Source organism: Pseudoalteromonas fenneropenaei (assembly GCF_042643375.1).
Classification (GTDB): Bacteria; Pseudomonadota; Gammaproteobacteria; order Enterobacterales; family Alteromonadaceae; genus Pseudoalteromonas; species Pseudoalteromonas fenneropenaei.
Genome location: NZ_JBHRSD010000014.1, coordinates 260958 through 280894, shown reverse-complemented (window position 1 = coordinate 280894; position 19937 = coordinate 260958). Strand labels below are relative to the sequence as shown.

19 protein-coding genes and 1 pseudogene are annotated in these 19937 nt (G+C 45.7%); 12 read left to right on the top strand and 8 right to left on the bottom strand.

Annotated elements, in window-relative coordinates; genetic code table 11:
- The first annotated feature begins 89 nt into the window (after positions 1 to 89).
- Positions 90 to 716 (top strand): hypothetical protein, encoded by a 627-nt coding sequence (locus ACFOEE_RS09370; protein WP_377123517.1) that lies wholly within the window; start codon positions 90 to 92, stop codon positions 714 to 716.
- Between the two features lie 440 nt (positions 717 to 1156).
- Here ACFOEE_RS09370 and ACFOEE_RS09365 read toward each other — a convergent pair whose 3' ends face one another.
- The 3 genes from ACFOEE_RS09365 to ACFOEE_RS09355 all read right to left on the bottom strand — a co-directional run bounded on the left by ACFOEE_RS09365 (position 1157) and on the right by ACFOEE_RS09355 (position 4240).
- Positions 1157 to 2464 carry a hypothetical protein gene (locus tag ACFOEE_RS09365; RefSeq protein WP_377123515.1) on the bottom strand — a complete coding sequence of 436 codons (1308 nt, stop codon included), beginning with the start codon at positions 2462 to 2464 and terminating at the stop codon, positions 1157 to 1159.
- A 418-nt stretch (positions 2465 to 2882) separates the two neighbouring features.
- Entirely contained in the window at positions 2883 to 3053 is a 171-nt protein-coding gene (locus ACFOEE_RS09360; RefSeq protein ID WP_377123513.1) for a hypothetical protein, read from the bottom strand.
- A gap of 212 nt (positions 3054 to 3265) precedes the next feature.
- Positions 3266 to 4240 carry a transposase gene (locus tag ACFOEE_RS09355; protein ID WP_377123511.1) on the bottom strand — a complete coding sequence of 325 codons (975 nt, stop codon included), beginning with the start codon at positions 4238 to 4240 and terminating at the stop codon, positions 3266 to 3268.
- Positions 4241 to 4341: 101 nt separating this feature from the next.
- Between ACFOEE_RS09355 and ACFOEE_RS09350 the strand changes: the two are divergent.
- Positions 4342 to 4635, top strand: a pseudogene (locus tag ACFOEE_RS09350) (transposase); the annotation flags it as partial.
- A gap of 283 nt (positions 4636 to 4918) precedes the next feature.
- On the opposite strand, the gene ACFOEE_RS09345 reads toward ACFOEE_RS09350, so the two are convergent.
- The 4 genes from ACFOEE_RS09345 to ACFOEE_RS09330 form a co-directional block, all read right to left on the bottom strand.
- A complete protein-coding gene (locus tag ACFOEE_RS09345) occupies positions 4919 to 6067 on the bottom strand; it encodes a radical SAM protein (RefSeq protein WP_377123509.1) in 1149 nt (382 codons plus the stop codon).
- A gap of 128 nt (positions 6068 to 6195) precedes the next feature.
- The gene (locus ACFOEE_RS09340; protein ID WP_377123507.1) at positions 6196 to 6372 is read right to left on the bottom strand and encodes a hypothetical protein; all 177 of its coding nucleotides are present in this window, start codon (positions 6370 to 6372) and stop codon (positions 6196 to 6198) included.
- Positions 6350 to 6712, bottom strand: a complete 363-nt coding sequence (locus tag ACFOEE_RS09335) for a hypothetical protein (protein WP_377123505.1) — start codon at positions 6710 to 6712, stop codon at positions 6350 to 6352. The genes ACFOEE_RS09340 and ACFOEE_RS09335 overlap by 23 nt, the downstream gene beginning before the upstream one ends.
- A gap of 419 nt (positions 6713 to 7131) precedes the next feature.
- A complete protein-coding gene (locus ACFOEE_RS09330; protein WP_377123503.1) occupies positions 7132 to 8076 on the bottom strand; it encodes a ChaN family lipoprotein in 945 nt (314 codons plus the stop codon).
- A 355-nt stretch (positions 8077 to 8431) separates the two neighbouring features.
- Here ACFOEE_RS09330 and ACFOEE_RS09325 point away from each other — a divergent pair, with 355 nt between their 5' ends.
- Genes ACFOEE_RS09325 through ACFOEE_RS09310 form a run of 4 tightly spaced genes read left to right on the top strand, consistent with a single transcriptional unit; the run spans position 8432 to position 11816 of the window.
- On the top strand, positions 8432 to 9268 hold the full coding sequence (locus tag ACFOEE_RS09325) for a heme/hemin ABC transporter substrate-binding protein (protein ID WP_377123501.1): 837 nt from the start codon (positions 8432 to 8434) through the stop codon (positions 9266 to 9268).
- On the top strand, positions 9268 to 10293 hold the full coding sequence (locus tag ACFOEE_RS09320; protein ID WP_377123499.1) for a FecCD family ABC transporter permease: 1026 nt from the start codon (positions 9268 to 9270) through the stop codon (positions 10291 to 10293). The genes ACFOEE_RS09325 and ACFOEE_RS09320 overlap by 1 nt, the downstream gene beginning before the upstream one ends.
- Positions 10286 to 11083, top strand: a complete 798-nt coding sequence (locus ACFOEE_RS09315) for a heme ABC transporter ATP-binding protein (RefSeq protein ID WP_377123497.1) — start codon at positions 10286 to 10288, stop codon at positions 11081 to 11083. Before ACFOEE_RS09320 ends, ACFOEE_RS09315 begins: the two co-directional genes overlap by 8 nt.
- Positions 11076 to 11816, top strand: coding sequence for a HugZ family pyridoxamine 5'-phosphate oxidase (locus ACFOEE_RS09310; protein ID WP_377123495.1), 741 nt, complete (start codon positions 11076 to 11078; stop codon positions 11814 to 11816). Before ACFOEE_RS09315 ends, ACFOEE_RS09310 begins: the two co-directional genes overlap by 8 nt.
- Positions 11817 to 11860: 44 nt before the next feature.
- Here the strand turns inward: ACFOEE_RS09310 and ACFOEE_RS09305 are convergent, their stop codons facing one another.
- Complete coding sequence (locus tag ACFOEE_RS09305; protein WP_377123493.1) at positions 11861 to 12481, bottom strand: peptidylprolyl isomerase; 621 nt, start codon at positions 12479 to 12481, stop codon at positions 11861 to 11863.
- Between the two features lie 175 nt (positions 12482 to 12656).
- Between ACFOEE_RS09305 and ACFOEE_RS09300 the strand changes: the two genes are divergently transcribed.
- The 6 genes from ACFOEE_RS09300 (at position 12657) to ACFOEE_RS09275 (ending at position 19591) form a co-directional block, all read left to right on the top strand.
- Positions 12657 to 13187, top strand: coding sequence for a GrpB family protein (locus ACFOEE_RS09300; RefSeq protein ID WP_377123491.1), 531 nt, complete (start codon positions 12657 to 12659; stop codon positions 13185 to 13187).
- Complete coding sequence (locus ACFOEE_RS09295) at positions 13184 to 14089, top strand: LysR family transcriptional regulator (protein ID WP_377123489.1); 906 nt, start codon at positions 13184 to 13186, stop codon at positions 14087 to 14089. The genes ACFOEE_RS09300 and ACFOEE_RS09295 overlap by 4 nt, the downstream gene beginning before the upstream one ends.
- 257 nt (positions 14090 to 14346) lie before the next feature.
- The gene (locus tag ACFOEE_RS09290) at positions 14347 to 17049 is read left to right on the top strand and encodes a TonB-dependent receptor (protein ID WP_377123487.1); all 2703 of its coding nucleotides are present in this window, start codon (positions 14347 to 14349) and stop codon (positions 17047 to 17049) included.
- Between the two features lie 13 nt (positions 17050 to 17062).
- Positions 17063 to 17923 carry an N-formylglutamate amidohydrolase gene (locus ACFOEE_RS09285; RefSeq protein WP_377123485.1) on the top strand — a complete coding sequence of 287 codons (861 nt, stop codon included), beginning with the start codon at positions 17063 to 17065 and terminating at the stop codon, positions 17921 to 17923.
- The gene (locus ACFOEE_RS09280; protein WP_377123483.1) at positions 17920 to 19296 is read left to right on the top strand and encodes a YfcC family protein; all 1377 of its coding nucleotides are present in this window, start codon (positions 17920 to 17922) and stop codon (positions 19294 to 19296) included. The genes ACFOEE_RS09285 and ACFOEE_RS09280 overlap by 4 nt, the downstream gene beginning before the upstream one ends.
- A 112-nt stretch (positions 19297 to 19408) precedes the next feature.
- Positions 19409 to 19591, top strand: a complete 183-nt coding sequence (locus ACFOEE_RS09275; RefSeq protein WP_377123481.1) for a zinc ribbon domain-containing protein — start codon at positions 19409 to 19411, stop codon at positions 19589 to 19591.
- Positions 19592 to 19937 lie beyond the last annotated feature (346 nt).

Here is a 19937-nt window from a genome sequence, read left to right as displayed (position 1 = left end):
AACGAGGTGGAACTGAGTCAGCAACCTCAAATCCAGAAACGCCCCCGCCGCCTCCACCTGTTGAAGAATCAGCAAGCAATGGGTGAGCTATGAAGCCAATCTACGTCCTTGTTATTCTCGCAGCTTTGGTTGGTGGCATTGACTTATTTTCGATAAGTCAAGCAACTGGCGCAGATTACAGAACTGAGCTGTCATACGTATTGGGGTTGGGCGTGTTAATGTTCCTCAGTAAAGAAATGACAAATATGCGTTCTATTTTAAGTTTGATGATTTTTCTCATCTTGCTTGAAGAGACACTGTTCTTGTTTATCTACCCTGCTTACTCGATTTTATCCTCCTTTTCGGCGCAACTTTTAGCATTAGGTACGTTTGTACTCCTGGACGGCCTAGCATTCTTTATTTTTAAAAACCGCTGGTACCTAACATTGCTATGCATAAAATGGTTTAAGCTCAGTGAAGATAATGTTGGTAAGTATGGACCAAACCCTGTAGACGCTCCGTTAACTGGGGTTTTCCTCATCATGTTCATTTACAGTCTACTGTCTTTCATCGAAGCATTCGCGGTGGAATTTGCTGTATTCCCAAATATGAATTTCTTCTACGACACAATCAATGCAGTCCGGTCATTTGGACTTGGATTGGCGGTGGCTATTTGCGTTGGTGGTTTTGTTATTTCGTGGAAGCAACGAACAAAATTCCACGAGTTAAAACAATAGTAAAAGCGGCAAGTGCCGCTTTTTACATTTTCAAGCAACAAAATATACAGCCATTGTTAAATTCTCTTAGCGACAAAGTAGCCAGAGCGCTTTGATTAGACACCTTGCCGCCGCGCATTTACCATCAGCAAGATAGTTTGCGCCTATGCCGAGCCTGAAATTAACTGGCTTTAAGCCCGACACCTTGAATAGTGCCAGCAATAGGTTAACCAATGAATGTCTGGTGCCCCTGCTGTCAGTAAGAACACAGAGATCAGCAGACGCTCATTGAGAGTGAGATAAGAGAGCCCCGATATGTGTTTGTTGCAAGCCACCGCTTGGCAACCATGATGACAGATAAAGCAGTCTATCTTGCTAATAGACAATAAACTGGCCGCTAACGCGGCCAAAAGAATGATATTACCTATTGACTTTGAGAAGGCTCATATGTGTTAGCACTACTATGCACTTATCCATTTTCGGTAGGCAGCTTTTGATGCAGTTGGTACAGAGCTTTGATCTAGCAGCTTGACAAGCTCTATGTAGCGATTATTACAACGGGAGTATGTTTTGAGCCTTTGAGCAACTGTATTACCTTGATTTGGTAAATTAAGCATCACTTGAATTTCACTCGGAGAGAAGTTTTCAACCATCTTTTTATAACTTACATAAGCAGACTCAGAAGTTCCCCACTGATTACCAATTGCACACATGATGACGGTTTTTACGTATGAGTGTTTTACTGTATCGGGGATTTCACCTTGTTGGGATAATTCAAGTAGCCTCTCTGCAAATGGAGGTTCATTGTAAAAGTTATCGAATGATTTGTGTACACTTTCAAGCTTCTTACAAGTACTTGAAATTAATGTGTGCCATTCAGTTTCATCAAGTAACGCTAAGAGTTTTAGCTTTTCAAAAAACTGCTGTGAAGCTTTGTGACGCTTGTCATCTCCTTTTGCAGCATACTCAGAGTGCTTGTCTATCAGGTCTTCTTTATTTTTCGGGGTGAACCCTTCTTGAATATCGCTACATATGTCTAACGCATTTAGTCGAGTTTTTTCATTACTATCAGGATCACAGTAAATTCCGTGTAACGTAATTAACAAAAGATTTCTCTGAGCTTCATGTGTTTTCTTAACACGCTTTACCCACAGTTTTCTTTGCTCCTTTTCAAAACGACCACCTTTGAGCGCTTTCATGAATCCCTGTAAATCTACGCCAATAGGGTTGTTTTCGTTTCCAAGTGCATATTTTGCACAGCGATTAACAAACGATAAAAACTCGCTATCGTCTAACTGCCCAACGACTGGATGAGCCGCAGAAAAATTATTGCGGATGTCTCTACATTGATCGAGGAAAAAATAACCATCCTCGGTAATTAAGTTAAGTTTTAAACATAGAGTTAATAGCTCAGCATCTTTCATGTTTAACAGTGTACTTTCATCAAAGTTCGTACGATCTGTAACTTGTTCAACTACTGGGAGTCCAAATTTTTTTACTTTATCCCTGAGCTCTATAACTGATGCATTCCAGATGTAGTTTATTGCACTATCAAATAATCCTGTTGATACCGCCACACACATTTTAGCTAACCCTTCAGTGCGAAGCTCAGGAGGAATCTTTTTAAGCAATCTTGGCAAGCTATCCCATGCATTTTCAATTTCTTCATCTGAAGCTAATAAGTTTCGTGGAACGCCTATCGCTTCCGTAATTAGCAGTAGAGCAGGAGTTGTTGTCTCCAAAACTGCCGGTAATTCAATTTTTGACATATTTTATCCTTTTCCTAGCCAAATACCTGATGCTAAATAAGTAGTGCTAACAATCTTAATCAACGAGCGATTTGATCGTTTTTTTCACCCCAAATCGGCTCGTTTTCATACATTGTATACTTTTACCATTTCTCCTAACTAATTGCTATTACTGTGCTTTACAATCAAATGGTGATTTTATCTTGGGACAAATATGACCCTATCGCTCGTTTTCCTGACTTTACGAGAAACTTGTAACTAAAAAGCCGATAAGGGTAGAAATCGAGTCCCTGCAATTCGCTCCTAATCGCCAAACTGGAAGATCAATCTGCGCCCGTTCAAATAAACCGTAATTTGTGCTGATTGGCGCATCGGCGCTATATCAGTAAAAAACAGTATTAAAGCCGCTCAGTTGCGGCTTTATACCCACCATGCCGTGCTACAAACATGCCTTAGCTTTTTCTTTGGCTGTTTTAAACATCTCTGTAAACACGCTTTGTTTATAGGCCTCATCAACATATTCTGGCGGTAATGGCTTGAGTAGATAGTACATTTCGTCTTGCTGTGGCGCTTTGGCTTGCTGCTCGGCTACAGCATCGCAAATAAACAAGACCGCAAATAAACAAGACAGCCATAATTAAATTATCAAAAATAACGAACGTGTAAAGCCTGCACATTTGATATCTTTACGGCAAAAGCCCCTTTTACTATTATGCTTTGGTTTTTCTCAAGGAATTAAGTTCTTATTGCAAACAGTCAGGCACGGATTTTCCTACTTTGTCAGCATTGGATTGTGGTGACGTGTTTTGAATTGACTGTGATTTAGCCCAGCAGCTGTTCACAATGGCTGATGTTAGTTCGCCGTTTGGCGTTTAAATGGTTATAGTAGCTATCTAACGTATTGGATCGCCCTACTGCACCTTTGAACGTCTCGGTAAATTGGGTGGTTAGTGTTAGCCAGTTTTCTGGTGCGATATATAATCGCGCTAAAAGTGGCAGGGTTTGCAGCGCAATATACCCGCGTTTGTCCTCTCGCATGCATCGGCCTGTGAGGTCAACTAACTCTAAGTACGACCTTAATTCAAATGGCAGCCCTTTGGGCATGTGTTTTCTTGGGCTTCCTGCAAACCGAGCGAGTTGCTTGGGTTGTTTTGCGTCTTTTGCGGCGTTAATGCGTTTTTGCACGCTGGTATGCTTTGACTCTTCAGGTGTGTTGGCCATTTTTGCTCTGATGGGGTTCAGGTCTACATACGCCATACAAGCTGCCAGCGCCGGCTCATCAAGAAGCGCTTGGGATTTAAAACGTCCTTCCCAAAAACGACCTGTGCACACATCTTCTTGATTGGCTTTTCTCGCAATGTCTTCATTAAGTACCCGCATAAACCAGCTGATATCCGCGAGTCGTTGCCGATAATCTGCAATGGTGCGGGTTAAAAAGAGTTGCTCGACCTTATCTAACCTTTCGCCCTGTACGTATTTCTGCGTGAGTAGTGTGCCTTTGAATAGCTTGTGCCAACGAATAAGTATGGCTTTATCACTCAACCTATTCGCTTTCTTATCATCCACATACAACACTACATGGGTGTGATTACTCATCACGGCATAAGCACAGACATCGATACAAAATACCTTGGCGAGCGCTAGCAGTTTGTCTTCTACCCATTGCCTACGGTGCTCATAACTTTTGCCCGTTACCCTATCTTCTCCGCACAAAAAGGCACGGCGAACACAGCGTGAAATACAGTGATAATATTTGGTGTCCACCAAACTGACTTGTCTTTTACGCGCCGTTGCCATAGAACTTGCCTACCTTTAACCCAGATAGATAAAAGATAGGCAGTGAATGTAAAATAAACAAATAAAAATGGGTGTCTTATTTATTCTATTATTTATTCTAGCGGACCAAGCCTATAGCCATCCGCTGTGACAATGGGCCAGAGTTCATCAGCCATGAATTTACACAATGGGCGAAACAGCATGATATCCGGATTGATTATATTCAACCGGACAAACCACAGCAAAACGCGTACATTGAACGTCACAACAAAACCATCAGATACAGTTGGGTAAGCAAACATTTATTTGATACGCTTGAAGAAGTTCAAGACTATGCCACAAAGTGGTTATGGTTTTACAATCATGAGCGGCCACATCAGGCTAACGGAGGGAAACCACCGTTAATGGCTGCTTAACCTCTACTTTTAGCTACGGTTAAAAATGGGAGGATTACCCTGACTTGGGAGGATTACCCTGACTGTTGTGTATGTGGCGATTGTGGATAGTGGTTACCTACATCATACAATGATAACCCTCTAGCCAGCTAAGTTGACATTATCCGACATCAAACCAGATAAAAACAGCCGCGAATAAATATTAAATGACTTCTGTTTGATACTGAAAACAATTCGGTAGAAAGCCACTCGGGCTCTTTACTGCTGCTGACTAATAGATATCCCTAAGATCTTTCTTAATGACTCAGAGAGTATTTTCGTTGATATTGTAGAGCAACCTTTCTTCGGTCACACCAGAACCATTTAGATAAGCCGTTAAGGTAATATATAATTCTTTTAATGGTTCACAGAATACAGACTTCCTTTTGAATGGAACTGGGTCTAGTGAACTGAATCTGTTTTTCAAATTACCTCCCCTACATATGGATACCCAGTCACAACCAACACAGCTTTCGGGAATATCTATAGCTTCTTTAAGCACTGAACTAATAATTTTGTTAGTCACCACGTCTAGTGAATCAGAATTAGATATATTTACACCTGTTTCAAATGCAGCAGGAATAACTGACCTTAATGTGTCCTCTGGTCCGATTGCTCCATCAGAATCAACAGTTATAATTAACTTCTTAGAATTTATATATTTACCAATAACATCTCTTTGAAAAGGAGTACTTAGAATTCTATTGATAGCTTCATCAATGAAGCGAATTTTTCTATTGCGGTTTGTGTCAGCCGCCCAGCAATCAACTAGCTCGATCAAATATGATGTATAAAGATCTAGCTCACTTGGATTAATAGTGTCATATGTATGATCAGGCAATAAAAAATGAAGCGAATCAAATCCGAGTTCTTGAGTTAAGTGTAAATAAATCCTCTTTGCCGAAAACTTTGGATTTATTACAGCAATCATTCCTGGCTTAGGCATTAAACCCCTTTCGTACGCGTCAAATAATTTATTAATTCCACGCACAACTTTGGAATGAGTGCCCTTTCCTGAAAAATCGATCCTATATAGATCATTATAGTCAGCGGGACCATCGATACTTACGCCAACAAAGATCTGGTGTTTTACAAACAACTCGACCCAATCATCATCTATAATTGTCGCGTTTGTTTGTAATGTGAATTCAATTTTTACCTTATCTTTCAATGGAAGAGTTATTGATTCCAACAGATTATCAAAGGCGTGTTTCTTTAATAGTAGAGGCTCTCCACCATGCAAGATAACTCTAACTGATTTAAGGCCATATTTAAGACTTCGTTCAATAAAAGTGACCAGATCAGAAGCTTTTTGGGTAGTAAATACGGGCTTTCTTTTCAATGGTGAATCATCACCACCAAAAAAGTAATAGCAGTAAGTACAAGCAATGTTGCATCTTTCTGTTACTTTCAATACTAGTTCAATAGACTCAATCCCTTCATATCGGAAAAAGTCTTCGTTGCAATTTGGGTATTTAAAAAGCATAAATTTATGGTAAATTCTGGCTCCCTCATGCATTTGAAGGAGCATTAGTTTGAGATTTAAGGTTGGCAACTTTGCATAAAGTCACAACTTTTATCAGTCCAGGTTCCATCACATCCTTTACCAAAGTGACTATCGTGGCCTCCCCCAATTCGCTCTAACTGCTCTTTTGATATCTGTTTCGCATTGTCATGCAACTCAGTAGCTTTTAGGTTAATTTTCTCTTTTAATGTCATTTAAGTTGTCCTTCTTGATTAAAATTTCTAGCTTAGATTTGTCAAAACTAAATACGCTTTGTCTATTCAGTTCGACGGTAAATGCTGGGCTTACAGAGAAATCTGGCGTGTTAACTGACAAAGTAACTTCGGCAAAATTTTGGTTCACCTCTAACACCATAATATTTAATAAGTTTCCATCGCCAGATTGTAAACTTATTTCTTTGCCAAATGTCCCTTCTAAAGATACATGCCACTTAGATAATTCATCACCAAATAATTTAACATCAGCGTTATAGTCAGCAGCTAGACCTGCGCCACTAACGAAAATGGAAGAGAGCAAAAAGTAACTTAATTTCATGAAATAATCCTTTCTCATAGTTTGGCGCATAGTAAAAACACTCAGAACAAACGTCAACAAAAAGCACATACCAAGCTAACATTTGTTTCTGTTATGGGTTGTTTTTAGGTAGGTGATAAAAGTTACAGGTGTTGTAACAGCTGGTGTTGCAAAGCGAGTTGGAGGGGGGCTTGAGACCAAGACGGTTCCACTTAAGAACACTGGGGTCAAACCGCTTGCTTGGTATATAGAAACAACAAGAACAGCAATGCGCTCCTACCTGCCTTTCAAATAAAATATAAACCTAATCGCCAAACTGGAAGATCAATCTGGGCCCGTTCAAATAAACCGTAATTTGTGCTGATTGGCGCATCGGCGCTATAACTGTAAAAAACAGTAATAAAGCCGCTCAGTTGCAGCTTTATTCCCACCATGCCGTGCTACAAACATGCCTTAGCTTTTTCTTTGGCTGTTTTAAACATCTCTGTAAACACGCTTTGTTTATAGGCCTCATCAACATATTCTGGTGGTAATGGCTTGAGTAGATAATACATTTCGTCCTGCTGTGGCGCTTTGGCTTGCTGCTCGGCCACGGCATCGGGGTAAAGCGGTGTGACCACCCGCACTTTTAACGCAGGCGCGCGCTGTAGTAGCGCCCCAGCTGTACCAAGCCGCTCTGCACTATGAAAACTGCCATTGATATGCACTACCAAAGCATTGGGATAAGCGCGACGCGCGGTTAAAATCGCTTCCGCCATGGTATTGTCACGAGCAAGCTGCGCGGCATAACTTTGTTTAGCGCGTTCCGATACCGTGTGGCCAGAGCCAACCATCAAGGCATAGAATTTATCGGCATAATTTGGCACTGCCATAAATGGCGCCTCGGCCAATAAGCGCCGTTGGTTGAGGGGTAATTTATCAACATACGTTTCACCTTGCGCGCCTATACAGCGCACCACATCGGCGGGCGCATTGGCGGCAATAATGGGTAATCCATGCTGCTTGGCGTATTCTACTAACGGCCGATAACTCGCCGAATAGTTTTTCCATGCTGGCGCCTTGTTAATTAAGTAATGCTCGCCAACTTTGCCAGCCAAATAATCATCCACAATAGTTTGTTGCTCACGGGTGAACATTTCCATGCTTAGCACTAGTGGGCGATTCTGCTGCTGGCTATATATGTGCAGCGCGGCCAGCAAGCGCATTTGTAATAAATGCGATGCATGATTGCCATGATATTCACCAATTAACACCACATCGCTTTGCGCTAATGACGCCACCAATTTAGGCTCAGTAACGGGTTGGTAATTTGCATCCAATAGCTGGTAGTCGTAGGCTGTGGCTAAATTCGCAGCAAGCTGCTGTGCAATTGCAGGCTTGGTCACTGAGCTACAGCCGCTAGCGCACATTGCTATGAGCAATACGCTCGATATTGTTAGACATAACTGACTAGGTTTAAAAGCGAAAAACAACATAATTTTGAGTCCTTACTTACCACCCACACTTGCCACAAAAACGCCAATAAACAAACTTAACCATTGATAATTAAGCGTTTTAAACGTGCGTTAGCAGACAGCAAGGCGGCTTATTTAGAAGTTATTTTTGCAATTATACATATAAGAATGATTTTTATTTATATTTTCATCTTTATTGCGTTAAAATAAAAAACCTCAACCGCTGGGCTAAGTGGAATATCCCATTCTCCCAGCCGAAAACCTCTTTTTGATAACGGGCTTAATAATGAAACTGCACTTTTTTCTGATGGTTAGTTTGTTTCTCTGCGCACCAAGCTATGCGCAGCGGTTGGTGGTGGCAGGCGGTGCGATTACCGATATCGTTTATGCACTTGGCGCAGGTGATCAAGTAGTTGCGGTAGATGCCTCCAGCACTTGGCCATTGGCTGCCCAACAATTACCAAAAGTAGGCTATTACCGCGATTTAGCCGCCGAAGGCGTACTGGCGCAATCCCCAGATTTATTGTTGACCCAAGAAGGCGCAGGGCGTGAGCAAGTACTACAACAAATCGCCGCAACGGGCGTGACCATTAAACATTACCCTAAACCTAACTCAGTGACCGACTTGTTTGAGTTAATTACACAAATTGGCACTGACTTAGAGCGCCAAACTGAGGCTAAAGCCGTGGTTGCCCGCTTACAAGCTGAACTACCAGAGACTCTGCCCACGCGTACACACCATGCATTATTTGTACTTTCTGCTGGAGACCGCGGTTTAGTCGTAGCAGGCAAAGATACCGTGCCAGAGATTTTATTCCAGCACGCTGGCATCAAGAATATTGCCACGGCCTCCGGTTACAAACCACTTAGCCGAGAAGCGCTATTGGTGTCTCAACCTGACTTTATTGTTGCGCCGGACCACGTGGTGAATGCCATGGGCGGGAAAAACAATTTCTGCCAACAGGCCGCTCTGGCTCTATTGCCTGCCGCACAGGCTTGCAAGGTGTTAGTGATGGACTCGCTACTGGCAATGGGCATGACTACCCGCCTGCCCGAAGCCATTGCGACTTTAGTCAACTTTAGCACTCAGTTTAACAACAAACTCGCAGGTAAATTGCAGTGATGGTTAACGCAAATGCGCGCAGCTGGATGCTATTGACCTCCGTTATGTTGCTGCTCTTGGCGTGGGGATCACTCAGTAGCGGCCCTGTCGGCTGGGAGTGGAAAATGCCCATTATGTGGTTATTGCCAGAGTCACTGACCAGCCATATCAATGAGTTACATGTACAAGTGGTGACGCAAATCCGCTTGCCACGCTTAGTATTAGGTTTATTAGTGGGAATGGCGCTGGCGGTCTGTGGGGTTGCGACCCAATCTTTGTGCCGCAATCCCTTGGCCGACCCGAGTTTAATGGGGGTGACGGGTGGCGCAGCGGTTGCGGCGATTGCCGTGATTGCCTTCTCTGCACAGGTCAGTTTTATATCCGAAGCGTTAGTCGCGCCAGCGTCATTTATCGGTGCTTTGCTGGCAACAGGGTTAATTTACCGCTTGGCATCACACTGCGGGCAAATCCATATCACTACTTTGTTGTTGGTGGGCGTGGCGGTCAATGCCATCGCATTTGCCTTAATTGGCGTGTTTAGCTTTTTTGCTGACGACAGTGCGCTGCGCTTAATGACTTATTGGCAAATGGGTTCACTTGGCGGCGCCAGTTGGCGCGCGATGCAATATGGCGCTCCTTTAGTGCTGTTGAGCATCGTGCTTTTGGCATTACGCCGCAAACAGATCAACGCCTTGATGCTCGGTGAGGTTGAAGCCAAACACCTTGGCGTCAATATCAAACAACTGAAAACGGAAATCGTATTTTTAGTGGCGTTAGGGGTTGGCGGCGCAGTGGCTATGGTAGGCATGATTGGCTTTGTTGGCTTAGTGGTGCCGCATATCGCTCGCTTGTTAGTCGGCCCCGATTTACGTGTGATGCTGCCCCTTAGTATGTTGCTGGGTGCCAGTGTGTTGGTATTGGCAGACTGGTTAGCGCGCTTAGTGGTTGCGCCCTCAGAGCTGCCAATTGGCATTATCACCGCATTGTTGGGCAGCCCGTTTTTTATTTACCACTTAATTAAACAAAAACGAGGTTTACATGCTTAGCTGCCATGCGCTCCACGTTAAACACGGCCATCGCGCTATTCTTGCCGACATTAATTTTGAACTGGCGGCAGGTCAATTTATTGCGATTTTAGGGGAAAATGGCGCGGGTAAATCAACGCTATTGCAAGCCCTGACTCAAGATATTGATTATCAAGGCACGGTTAGTTTTGCTGGCCAAGATCTCGCCGCTTGTAACCCAGCGCAATTGGCGACCCGCCGCGCGGTGATGTTACAGCACAGTCGACCTAACTTTGCCTTTAGCGCCAAAGCTTTGATAGCCATGGGACGCTATCCGATTACCGAATCAGAGCGCGAGCGTGAGGCAAATGTCAATGAAGTCATCGCTTTGCTGGATTTAACCGCACTTGCCGAACGCGACATTACCGCGCTCTCTGGCGGCGAATTACAACGGGTGCAATTTGCCCGTTGCTTTGCGCAACTGAATGGTCAACGCCGCGATAGCAGCGGCAAGCTGATGCTGCTTGATGAACCGACCGCCGCGCTTGATTTACACCACCAGCACAAAGTGCTTGGCCTCGCCAAACAGTTTGCGCGCCAAGGCAATGTGGTGGTCGCGGTATTGCACGATTTAAATCTGGCCTCTTTATATGCCGACCAAGTCTTACTGCTTGCCGATGGCCGTTTGCAGCAACACGGCGCACCCAGTGACGTGCTTTGTCAGCAGGTACTTAAACCCATTTATCACACTGAAATGCACATTAACCCGCATCCGGTGTACCACATTCCAATGATTTTTTCTGAACCGCTTAAAGGAGTTCGCCATGCGTGAACAAGCTGCTTTTGAAGCACGTACTCTGACACAACAAGCCAGCGTTGGCGTGATTTCTACCCTATCAAAAAACCTGGCTGGGTATCCGTTTGGCTCTGTGTCACCGTTTTTAATTGATGCTGAAGGCCGCCCAATCTTTTATATCGCCGATATTGCCCAGCATTCACGTAATTTAACTGAAGATAGCCGCATGTGTATTACGGTGTTTGATGCCGCTACCTCTGGCGACCAAAATGCCCATGCCCGCGTCACGCTCGTTGGGGATGCTACCGTGATCCCAGCTGAAGAAAGCGCTGCAATTTTAGCCCGCTACGAGCGCCAATATCCTGAAGCACAAAGCTATCGTGCGGCGCACGATTTCAAACTATGGCGAATGGAAATCAAACGTGTGCGTTACATTGGTGGCTTTGGTCATATTTTTTGGATTGAAGCCGACGAATGGCAACTTGCCGCGCCAAATTGGACAGCGCAAGACGAAACCAGCATGGTTGAGCATATGAATCAAGATCACCAAGACGCCAACCGTTTGATCTTACAACTCGTCCACCAGCTTGAATGCGATGACGTGATCATGACCAACATTTTAAGCGATGGCTGCTATTTACGCGCCAACCAGCGTAACTATTTTATACCCTTTGCCACCCGCTGCTTAGAGCCGATTGCAGTGCGAAAAGAGTTAGTCAGACTCACCAAAGCGGCACGAGCTGCAAGCACAGAAGACAGCGTCGCTTAACTACAAACAGGCCAGCCAAAATTGCATTTGGCTGGCCTGAAAAACTAAAGCTTGATGCTTGCTTTAATAATCGCCACCGGATTTTTTAGCTCCTGCCCTGCGGTATAACCCTCTCCTTTTAGCTCCGAAGCTGGGGTTTGATGGATAGCATCGACAATTTCCATCCCCGCAACCACCTCGCCAAACACCGCAAAACCTTGCTGATCGGCATTGCGTTTTTCACCCGCATCTAAGCCTGGCGAGTCTTTTGCCACAATAAAAAAATACGCTGCAGAGCCGGTATTTATTTCACCACGGGCGAGCGAAATGGCCCCCCGCTTGTGACTTAGCCCAGTTTGGGCGGTGCTTTCATGTTTAACAGCGGCAAAAGCGGGCTCTTGGCTAAGCAAACCACCTTGCACGACATCAATTTGTGGTGTGCCATGGTCGTTATCCGCTCGCACTACACGATAAAACCCCTGCCCATCAAACAAACCAACTTTAGCATAATGTAAAAAATCAGCGCTCGACAAAGGCGCTTGCTGGCAAGCCAATTGGATACTGATATTGCCTTGCCCTGTTTGTAGTTCCACTATTGGGCAAGGGTTAGGCTCAGCCAAGGCTGTAGCAGAACAACCAACTAGGCTAAGTAATAAAGCAAAGCGTGCTGTGAGGTTATTTTTCATTGTTATTATTATCCTTATTGGTCATGTAATACCCTGAACTTATCTCTCTCTTACCTTACCTAACAATTTACTACGCATAACGATTGTGCGACGAAGTGCAGTTAAACAACGATTTTTGCTAGCCACTCAAGCAATTTTCGTGTTTAAAATAATCTAAAAATAAGGCGAAAAGACCATGTCGATTGTTGTTGTTGCTTATAACCCGCTTTGGCCAAACTTATTCGCCAAGGAAGAACAGCAGTTACAACACGCGCTCGGTGAGCGGATGTTGGCGCTTCACCATATTGGTAGCACTGCCGTTCCTGGCCTTGCCGCAAAGCCGGTAATAGACATGATCTTAGTTGCGACGTCACTCACGGCGCTTGACGCCGCCAGCGCACAATTTAATGCGCTGGGCTACGAGGCGAAAGGGGAAAATGGCATTGCAGGGCGTCGCTATTACCGTAAAGGCGGCGCTCATCGCACCCACCATCTACATGCATTTGCTGCGGGTGACAGTCATATCACCCGTCATTTGGCGTTTCGCGATTATCTTATTGCTTATCCGGAAGTTTGCCGTGCCTATCAAACACTGAAAACGCAATTGGCGGCAGCCCACTGCCATGACCGAGCGGCATACTGCCAAGGCAAAGACAGTTTTATTGCCTTGCACGAACAACGCGCCTTAACTTGGCAAAACCACCAAGCCGAGGGTCACAAGCCATGAGCGAACAAAGCAAAATTAGTCTGCGCGCGTTAGAAGCCTTTGCCGCCTTTATGGCAACCGGCTCTGCGACCGATGCCGCCAATAAACTTGGTTTATCGCAACCTGCGGTAAGCCGTTTACTAGCCAGTTTTGAAGAATTTGTCGGCTTTTCGCTGTTTTATCGTGAACATGGTCGCCTTTTCCCGCGTGATGAAGCCTTAATTTTGGCGCAAGAAGCCAATGTGGCTTTGAGTAGCATCGAACGTTTAGTGTTACTGGCCGAAAACTTAAAAACCTCCAATGTTGGCTCATTACGCATTGTTGCCCCAGTGAGTTTTACCTCTGGGCCATTGGCCGATGCCGTGGCTGATTTTATGCGCCACTACCCAAATATTAATGTGCTGCTCGATTCGCGTAACCCAGAAGCCATCCGAGAATTAGTTGCCCATCGCGCCTTTGATTGTGGTTTTATTCAATTGCCCGAACGTCACCACGGTTTAGTGGTTGAGCCGCTCTTTACCAGTCAAATTATGTGCGCTTTGCCGCCCTCTCATCCGCTTGCCCAGCTTGATGCCATTCGCGGCGAAGACTTAGTCGGGGTGCCATTGATTTTGCTCGGCAAAGGTCGCCATTCTCGGGATTGCCTGGAGCAGGCGTTTCGCAGCAGCCAAGTAAAACTGAGTGCCAAAATCGACACCCATAATGTCGCCACCGCCTGCGCCTTTGTAAAACGCGGTTTAGGAGTCGCGCTACTCAACGGCGCCCTCGCCGCACAATATGTCGATAGTGAGCTAAAGCTCATCCCTTTTACCCCCAACATCGCCATTCAATATGGTTTTATTGTTTCAGCCCACGCGCCGATGTCACGCCTTACCGCCACATTTCTAGCTCATTGCCAGCGTCATTTTGCCGTGGCGGAGTAGTTTTTCACCAAAAAATAACCACCAACAAGCTTATTAACTTAGCCGCCACAAAAACGAAAAAACGGCAATTCTCAGCTACCCTCTTGAATACATGACATTTCGACGCGTTGATAACCACTTCCACACTCACCAGCCCCTTGTGTTATCAAAGTCATTACAAAATGTAATGACCTAATAGCAATTACACATAAGATTGCATAGCAAAAAACACTCTGGCTAAGATGCCAACACTAAGACAACAAGAGCAGAAAATAACCATGAACAATAAGTATCTGATCCAAAGTCTACTCAGTGCCAGCATCCTCGCAGCCTTGAGTAATAACGTGTTTGCCGCCACAGCTGAACCTAAAGCAGAAGATGAGGTGGAAGTCATTCAAGTAACTGGCTCGCGCATTGCCCGTAAGGAAGAGTCAGCCGCGCCGGTACAAGTGATCTCTCAAGACGATTTGCAAATTCGCGGCGCGCTCAATTTAGGCGAAATTCTCCAAGAAATGCCGTCGGTTGGCGCTAGCCTCAATGGCAACGGTAGCTCAGGTACCAGTCATGGCTCAAACACCATCAACTTACGTAGTTTAGGCGAAAACCGCAGCCTGATTTTGGTCAACGGTAACCGCTGGGTTAATGGCGCAGGTACACGTGGTTTTCGTGATTTTGTTGATTTAAATACCATTCCGTCGTCTATCGTGCAAAGTGTTGAAGTGCTGCAAGATGGCGCCACCGCCATTTACGGTGCCGATGCCATTGCTGGGGTGGTGAATATTCAAACCTACCGCGATTTTGTTGGCAGCAAAATCACCGCCTATTATGGTCAATCAAGCGAAAACGACCGTGAGTCGCTTAATTTTGATATTCTGCATGGTGTGGATATTGGCGACAGCAACTTGATGTTGGCACTGAGTTACGCCGACCAAAAAGCCATTTATAGCCAAGACCGTGAATTAACTCGTATTCCGCTCAATGGCCTTTCCGCTGGCACCCCAGAAGGGATCTTCAAAGAAAAGAACTTAAGCAAGCTGCCTTTTTATGGCAGTAGCGGTATTACTCGCGATGCCGGCAGCGATGGCAGTAACCCAGCTAACTGGCGCGCCGCCAATAGTAATGATGTGTTTAACCGCTGGGATAATAACTATGTGACCGGGCCATTGGAGCGCAGCTCACTGTACTTGCAGTGGACACAACCTTTTAGCGATTTCACCATGCGCCTTGAAGCGCTTTACAACAACCGTAAGTCCGATCAGCTCTTTAGCTCGGCACCAGCAATCGTGCGCGGAAGCCGTGGCTTTACCATTGCCAATGACAGTCGCGTCAATCCGTTTGGTGTTGAATTTAGCGGCAGCGATTTTACTTTGACCAACTTTTTTTCAGATATAGGTCAGCGCCGCAACAAGCAAGATGTTGATACCATGCGTTTAGGGCTTGGCTTTGAAGGCGATATCGGCAGCGATTGGCAATGGGATGCGTTTATCAGCCATGCCCGCAATAAAGCCATTTTTGTTAGTGACAATCAACTCGACCTTGATCGCCTTGCTTTAGGCTTATTGGCTTGTGATAGCAGTAACATCAGTGCAGATATCAGCGACTTAAGCTCAGGCTGTGTGCCAGTCAATCTATTCAACCCGCTTACAAGCGACATGGCGGACTATATTCGTTTTAGCGGTAAAGACAGTAATGAATCACGTCAAACACATGCCCGAGTGAATTTTTCAGGGCCTATCGCGCAATTTAATGGCGAGGATATTTTAATTGCAACCGGGGCGGAATACCGCAAAGAGCAAGGTATCGACAACCCAGATAGCTATATTAACGCCGCGCCGCGCGTTAACAGCTACCAAACCACCAGCTCGGCGCCACGCGACGGCACCAATGGCGAGTACGATTTATATGAAGCTTACGCAGAAGTGAGCATTCCATTATTACACGACCAAGCCTATGCAAAACGATTAGAGCTCAATTTGGCCAGCCGCTTTAGTGATTATTCTACCTTTGGCAGCACAGTAAACAGTAAGATAGGTTTAATGTACCGCATTGACGATAACCTGATGCTACGCACGAACTGGGCCGAAGGCTTTCGTGCACCGAGTATTTTAGAATTATACGAAGGACAACGCGCCAGCTTTGCCCCCGTTGCTGATCCGTGTGCTGGGAGCAGTGGTTTACCCGGTTGTAGCGGCGTACCCGCAGGTTACGTACAAACCGACACCCAAGAGCCAATTACTGTCGGTGGCAATCCGGAGTTACAACCCGAAACCTCAGAAAACACTAATTTTGGCATCGTCTTAACGCCAGCTGCGCTCGACAATTTCTCGTTAAGTTGGGACTACTATCAAATCAACTTAGACGACACCATCAGCACTTATGGTGCGCAAAACGTGGTGAATTTATGTGCTACTACAGGGCGTAATTGCGATGCAGTTAGCCGCGACAGCTCAGGTCGTCTCACTAACATCATCGACGGGCCCATTAACCTCAACCAAACCAAAGTACGCGGTTGGGATTTAGTCACTCGTAAAGGCTTTAGCACAGATTTCGGCCGCTTTGACTTACAACTGAATGTGTCGCGCTTGCTTGAGTTTACTCAAATCTCCACACTTTCAGATGGCAGTTTACAATCAGAAGCATTACTGGGCATTGCACGCTCTCGTGAAGCTTATCCAAAATACCGCAGTAACTTGCAACTAAATTGGCAAAACGGTGACTGGACAGCCAATTACAACTGGCGCCATATTGGTGATACCGAGGAAACCGTGGATGGCGAAGCGCATCATATCGCATCGTTGTTTTACCACAATGCCGCTGTTAGCTACGCGCTCAGCGAAGGCTTAAAACTTAAGTTTGGGATCAATAATATTGGCGACAAGCAACCTCCTGTGAGTTTCACTAACCTTAACATCAATTTTGATATCAATACCTACAACGCCATTGGCCGTTACTACTACACTCAGGTGAGCTATGCGTTTTAAGGAGTCAGCCGTTTTGCGTGAGACTGTGTTCACCGTTTACTCTCCCCCTGCAGAGGGGGAGCAACTGCCGTTGGTGTTTGATTCGCCCCATAGTAGCGCAGCGTTTCCGCAATCTGACTATGTGTTAAATGTGGGTGAGGCGGTGCTGAAAACCGGTTGGGACGCCTATATTGATGAACTGTGGCAGCCTGCGGTGAAGCTTGGTGCCACCTTACTCGCAGCGGGGTTTTCGCGTATGTATATAGACCCCAACCGCGCCTTAGATGATATCGACCCAGAACTCCTTAACGGAGTATGGCCCATGGCACTCAACCCGACTAAATACAGTGAACGTGGTATGGGGCTTATTCGCCGCTTTGCGCTGCCAAACCAAGCTATGTATGGCAAGGCTTTAACGGCCGAAGAAATTGCCCACCGTATCAATACGTATTATGCGCCGTATCATGCCGCCCTCTCGACACAACTTGATACAGCAAAACAACAGTTTGGCGCAGTGTGGCATGTTGATTGTCATTCCATGAAATCCACTGGCAATGCGATGAACATAGATGCTGGCGACAAACGCGCCGACATAGTGATTGGTGACCGCATGGGGCAAAGCGCGAATCCGGAATTTACCCAAGTCGTGGCCGATGCGTTTATACATTTAGGCTATCAAGTGGCGCTTAATTACCCGTATCAAGGCGGGCAAATTATCAGTCAGTACGGGCAACCCAAGGCACAATGCCACAGCATTCAGATTGAAATTAACCGCGCCCTATATATGGACGAAGCGCAGTTTAGTAAACACAGTGGCTTTACTTTGCTACAAGCAGATCTGCTGCGCGTCAGCGAAGCCATTCGCGGCTATATTCGGGAGCAACTGGCATTATGAGTACCGCACAATCACATCGCAATCCGTTGGTGGTGTTACTGGCTATTTTGCTATTGGCAGGTGCACTAACCTACTTTATTGACGCAGGTAGTTATGCCCGCGAAGGCAAATTAGTGCTGCCGGGTAGCTTTACTTGGCTTGATAAAGAAACCGGTTTACATAACCTGTGGCGCACTCACGCTACCACCCAAGCCGCAGCGCCAGTCAGTCTTAGCGAATTACTCTTAGCTATCCCGCTTGGTTTAGAGCGTGGCGCGAGTTTGATTTTTATGGTGCTGGTGATTGGCGGGATGTTTGGCATTTTAAAACAAGCTGGCGCCGTGGAAGCAGGTCTTGAACGCCTACTTGCCATAGTCAAAGGCAATATTTATGTGCTGGTGCCGACTTTAATGTTGGTGTTTGCTGCTGGCAGCACCTTTTTAGGGCTCGCATCCGAATATTTGTTGATCATTCCTGTAATGGTGGTCATGGCCAAACGCCTTGGCTTACCGGCAATTTATGGACTGGCGATTGTCACTATTGCGGTGAAAGCGGGTTACCTAAGCTCAGTGACTAACCCATTACCACTGACTATTGCTCAGCCTCTGGTTGGCGTGCCAGTCTTCAGCGGCGCAGGTTTTCGGCTTGCCTGCTTTGCGGTTTTCACTAGCGTGGGCATCGCTTTTATGATGTGGCTAATTTATCGCCACAAGCCTAACGGCGAGCAAACCATACATTTTAGTGCGCAGCCGCTGAGCCCTCGCCATCGCGCCATGTGGCTGACTTTAAGTGCGGGTATTGCCATTTTAGTGTACGCCTCTAACCATTGGTTTTGGCATAAAGAGCAGCTTACCGCGTTTTATATTGCGCTAAGCGTAGTGCTGGCACTTATCAGCGGTATGGGCATGAATCGCGCAGCGGATGCCTTTGTCGCAGGCATGCAAAAAATCCTGCTCGCAAGTTTTTTAATTGGCGTGGCCTTTGCCATTGCCATTACCTTAGAGCAAGCCCGTATTCTTGATACTGTGGTGTATTACCTCACCAGTTTAGTGGGTGAAAACAACAGCTGGCTCGCCGCACAAGCTATGCTGCTGTCGCAATTACTGTTGGATTTTATGATCCCATCAACCTCTGGTCAGGCTGCGGTAAGCATGCCAATTTTAAGTCCACTTGGGCAATTGGCTGGCGTTGGGCCACAAACTACCGTGCTGGCGTTTTTATTTGGCAATGGCATTACCAATATGATCACGCCAACCTCTGGTACTTTACTCGCCTACTTGGCAACTGCCCAAGTCTCGTGGAGTAAATGGGCAAAGTTTATTTTGCCTTTGTGTGTGGTGTTTATTGTGATTGCTGTCGCGCTGTTAAGCGCCGCAGTTGCTTTGGGTATTTAACAACCTCACAATTTTAACAACTCGTATTCACCATTGGGCGAAGCTTACCAGTGGTGAATATGACTTACCACGACTACACTCATGAGCATCATCATATCGCTTAGGGGTAGCCATGAACAAACATTGTCAAAGCTGTGGTATGCCACTTAAAGGCGACACAAGCCGCTGTGGCACAAACGCCGACGGCAGTCGTAGCGACGATTTCTGCACGCACTGTTTTGTCGCAGGACAATTCACCCAACCGGATTTTAACTTAGGGCGTGTTGGCCTTTGCAGTTTGTTTTTGCAGCAGTAAGTTAGGTATTTAGGCAAGGAAGCGGCTGCGTGGCATAGTGGACTATGTGAGCCAGCCGATAACGCTGAATAAATACCTAAATTGCGCTGCCCGAAGGGTTCAACCAAAGGCTTTCACTACTTTGTCATTCGCAATTTACATAGACCACTATGCTACATTGCTCATTTCGCGTATTAAAAGCCTTTGATTTGAACAAAAATCATACCTCAAAGGTCAACACGCCCTAGTGCAAATGCAGCACTTTTGTATCGGTAAAATGCGTGAAATGGGCTTTCCTAAAATCTTAGCGTGGCTTTTTACCCGCAATATTGCCAAATTAAAACGCTGGCAAGTTTAGCCGTGTAAA

What these genes read in the sequence shown, in the direction of transcription:
- ACFOEE_RS09370 (WP_377123517.1), top strand. Translation starts at nt 90, where the DNA reads ATGAAGCCAATCTACGTCCTTGTTATTCTCGCAGCTTTGGTTGGTGGC.
- ACFOEE_RS09365 (WP_377123515.1), bottom strand. Translation starts at nt 2,464, where the DNA reads ATGTCAAAAATTGAATTACCGGCAGTTTTGGAGACAACAACTCCTGCT.
- ACFOEE_RS09355 (WP_377123511.1), bottom strand. Translation starts at nt 4,240, where the DNA reads ATGGCAACGGCGCGTAAAAGACAAGTCAGTTTGGTGGACACCAAATAT.
- ACFOEE_RS09340 (WP_377123507.1), bottom strand. Translation starts at nt 6,372, where the DNA reads ATGACATTAAAAGAGAAAATTAACCTAAAAGCTACTGAGTTGCATGAC.
- ACFOEE_RS09335 (WP_377123505.1), bottom strand. Translation starts at nt 6,712, where the DNA reads ATGAAATTAAGTTACTTTTTGCTCTCTTCCATTTTCGTTAGTGGCGCA.
- ACFOEE_RS09325 (WP_377123501.1), top strand. Translation starts at nt 8,432, where the DNA reads ATGAAACTGCACTTTTTTCTGATGGTTAGTTTGTTTCTCTGCGCACCA.
- ACFOEE_RS09320 (WP_377123499.1), top strand. Translation starts at nt 9,268, where the DNA reads ATGGTTAACGCAAATGCGCGCAGCTGGATGCTATTGACCTCCGTTATG.
- ACFOEE_RS09315 (WP_377123497.1), top strand. Translation starts at nt 10,286, where the DNA reads ATGCTTAGCTGCCATGCGCTCCACGTTAAACACGGCCATCGCGCTATT.
- ACFOEE_RS09310 (WP_377123495.1), top strand. Translation starts at nt 11,076, where the DNA reads ATGCGTGAACAAGCTGCTTTTGAAGCACGTACTCTGACACAACAAGCC.
- ACFOEE_RS09305 (WP_377123493.1), bottom strand. Translation starts at nt 12,481, where the DNA reads ATGAAAAATAACCTCACAGCACGCTTTGCTTTATTACTTAGCCTAGTT.
- ACFOEE_RS09300 (WP_377123491.1), top strand. Translation starts at nt 12,657, where the DNA reads ATGTCGATTGTTGTTGTTGCTTATAACCCGCTTTGGCCAAACTTATTC.
- ACFOEE_RS09295 (WP_377123489.1), top strand. Translation starts at nt 13,184, where the DNA reads ATGAGCGAACAAAGCAAAATTAGTCTGCGCGCGTTAGAAGCCTTTGCC.
- ACFOEE_RS09290 (WP_377123487.1), top strand. Translation starts at nt 14,347, where the DNA reads ATGAACAATAAGTATCTGATCCAAAGTCTACTCAGTGCCAGCATCCTC.
- ACFOEE_RS09280 (WP_377123483.1), top strand. Translation starts at nt 17,920, where the DNA reads ATGAGTACCGCACAATCACATCGCAATCCGTTGGTGGTGTTACTGGCT.
- ACFOEE_RS09275 (WP_377123481.1), top strand. Translation starts at nt 19,409, where the DNA reads ATGAACAAACATTGTCAAAGCTGTGGTATGCCACTTAAAGGCGACACA.